This window comes from Vibrio makurazakiensis (assembly GCF_050337375.1).
In the GTDB taxonomy this organism is placed as follows: Bacteria; Pseudomonadota; Gammaproteobacteria; order Enterobacterales; family Vibrionaceae; genus Vibrio; species Vibrio makurazakiensis.
Genome location: NZ_JAKJSW010000366.1, coordinates 1 through 2535, shown reverse-complemented (window position 1 = coordinate 2535; position 2535 = coordinate 1). Strand labels below are relative to the sequence as shown.

Genomic DNA, 2535 nt, shown 5'->3' with positions numbered 1-2535 from the left:
ATGAACAATAATGACCAGAGCGGATAAGTTATCCATGATTAACGCTCCAAACCGTAGAACGAATAAAACTGTTCTAGCTCTTGGTCATCATCAAAGGTGAAAGTGAACGCGTCAGAGCTATAAAATTTAGTGCTGGAAAACGAGGCCGTATGAAATTGTTCTTCGCCAATCGTACGCAGACCAAATTGAAGCTCACTGGGTTGGAACTCTAGGTAGATCTCGAGTGGTGAGTTATGAAGAAACAAAGCCGCGTGTGTGAAATCTGGACAACGGTAGAAGCACACTTGTTCAGATTTGAGCACAGAGCCATGCTCGGTAGGTTCAATTTGAAACATAACAACACCTCGACAATTTGAATTGTGACAAACTTGCAAGGATTATAGGCACGAATAGTTGTGCCTGTTAAGCACGGAAAATCATGCCTAATCAGCTAGAATGTAGCCAAAGGGAGAATTAAACATGTATCAAAACGAATTGTTAGATGCCTATAAAAAGGCAAAAAACTACATACAAGATAAGCAAATTGCACACGATTTGAATCTACCAAGGCAGCGAATTGGTGAAATGCGAAAAGGAACTCGCTATATATCTGATTCAGAAGCAGTTTTCTTAGCAGAAAGTGCAGGAATTGACCCAGAAATGGCATTGCTTGGTTGTCACGTTGATCGCAACGAAAATCCACAGATAAAACAGATGTGGGAACACATAGCAAAAAAGTGCAACGGACTGGGATTAAAAGCGATTTCAATGACTTGCGCGGGTTTAACGCTGGTTATGGCGACCCCAAATAAAGCTCTAGCTCAGTGCGCATTATGTATATTATGTTAAATTAGATGGTACTCTAGGAAGGTAAGAGTTATATCCCTGCCTACTTTTCGAATCCCTATCCTCGCGACCATTTCTCATTTAACAATAATCTATTTACCATAAAATACCTAATAAACATCTTTCTAATCTTCGATTATGAATCTGTTTATTAGGTTAAATTAAAACTAAGTTAATTGCTTTCTGTAGATCATTAGCTCGTACAGGTTTTGCAACGAACGCATCCATACCTGAGTTCATGCATTGCTGCTTATCATTACTCGTTGAGTGTGCCGTTAAAGCAACAATTGGTGTTGTGATTTTTTCCCTACGAATATATTGAGTTGTTGTCATGCCATCCATGCCTGGCATTGATACATCCATAAAAATCAGATCGATACTTTGCTGATTACATCTAACATAATTAAGTGCATCAGTACCGTTATCAATCAACGTGACTTCATGTCCCATTCTACTTAGAAGTAATTTGATCACCATTTGATTCGTTGGGTTGTCTTCAACCACTAAGACTGACAATTGTTTGCTAAATGAGCCTTCAAATCCTACGGTTGCTTCTTCATTCAACATTGCTACTGCTAAACGTGTGTCCGTTGGTATTTCTATTTCGAATCTAGTTCCAAGGTTTACATCACTTGTTACAGTGATCGTGCCATCCATAAGTTGAACTAAATGCTTGGTAATTGCTAATCCTAGTCCGGTACCGCCAAAGCGTTTTGTAATCGAACTATCAGCTTGTTTGAACGGGCTAAACAATAAAGATAAATTTTCTTCAGTAATTCCAATCCCCGTATCTTCTATTGATATCTCTAAAGAGCACTTATTTGCTACAACGCCTACTGTGACACTGCCGAGGTCTGTGAACTTGATGGCATTACCTATGAGATTGAAGAAAACTTGAGCAACCCTAGTCGAGTCTAGGTAATAATGTAAACTCTCGTCTATATCAATCGAGATATTCATTTGTAAATCTTTCTTTGCAGCTAGCTTCCTTTGCTCTTCGATTACAAAAGTTACAGTGTCTCTTAGTGCTATCCAGTCAGAGTGTAATGAAAAACTACCGGCTTCTATTTTTGATATATCTAATATGTCGCCGATAATTGTCGATAACAGTTCGGATGAAAATTCCACTTTAGATAGAATATCAAACTGTTCTTCAGTGAGTTTTGTTTGTTGTAAAATATCAAAAAGCCCAACAATGGAATTAAGTGGAGTTCTAATCTCATGACTCATCATGGCTAAAAACTCAGACTTAGCTCTATTGGCTTTTTCAGCTTCATATTGTGCTAATTGTAATTCTTTTGTTCGTAACTCGACTGTAGCTTCTAGTTGCTTCTTACTTTCAATATCGATGATTGCTCTTTCAATTAATGGTCTAAACCTTTTTAACGTTTTTTTAGTTTCAATACTGAAGTTTTTAGACTTACCACCGACTAATAAAATAACTGATTCAGAAAAGTCAGCTTCAATACCGGTTAATAGTACCGCCCCTATTTGATCCAAAATTAAAGGATTAAAATGACTAAACTCAATGAGATGCTCTGGCTCAAACAAAATAGTACAGTCTCCGTCAATAGAGCTGCTAAATTTTGTTTCTCTATACCACTCTAGTTTACGGAATACTTTGTTAGTAGAAAGTAAGGTTTTAAAATTGTCATCGTTAGAAGCTCGGGAGATAACAATAAAGTCATCAAAATCAATATACTGCTGGAG

The 2535-nt window shown here is 37.4% G+C and carries 3 protein-coding genes; 1 reads left to right on the top strand and 2 read right to left on the bottom strand.

What is annotated here, in order from left to right; genetic code table 11:
• Positions 1-38: 38 nt before the first annotated feature.
• Complete coding sequence (locus L4C33_RS21420) at positions 39-335, bottom strand: hypothetical protein (RefSeq protein WP_428814413.1); 297 nt, start codon at positions 333-335, stop codon at positions 39-41.
• 124 nt (positions 336-459) lie between these two features.
• Between L4C33_RS21420 and L4C33_RS21415 the strand changes: the two genes are divergently transcribed.
• Complete coding sequence (locus L4C33_RS21415) at positions 460-828, top strand: DUF3693 domain-containing protein (RefSeq protein ID WP_428814412.1); 369 nt, start codon at positions 460-462, stop codon at positions 826-828.
• 153 nt (positions 829-981) lie between these two features.
• Here L4C33_RS21415 and L4C33_RS21410 read toward each other — a convergent pair.
• The coding region (locus L4C33_RS21410) for a response regulator (protein WP_428814411.1) at positions 982-2535 on the bottom strand (1554 nt) is incomplete at its 5' end.

Coding starts and splice junctions, on each gene's coding strand:
- L4C33_RS21420 (WP_428814413.1), bottom strand. CDS start 335: ATGTTTCAAATTGAACCTACCGAGCATGGCTCTGTGCTCAAATCTGAA.
- L4C33_RS21415 (WP_428814412.1), top strand. CDS start 460: ATGTATCAAAACGAATTGTTAGATGCCTATAAAAAGGCAAAAAACTAC.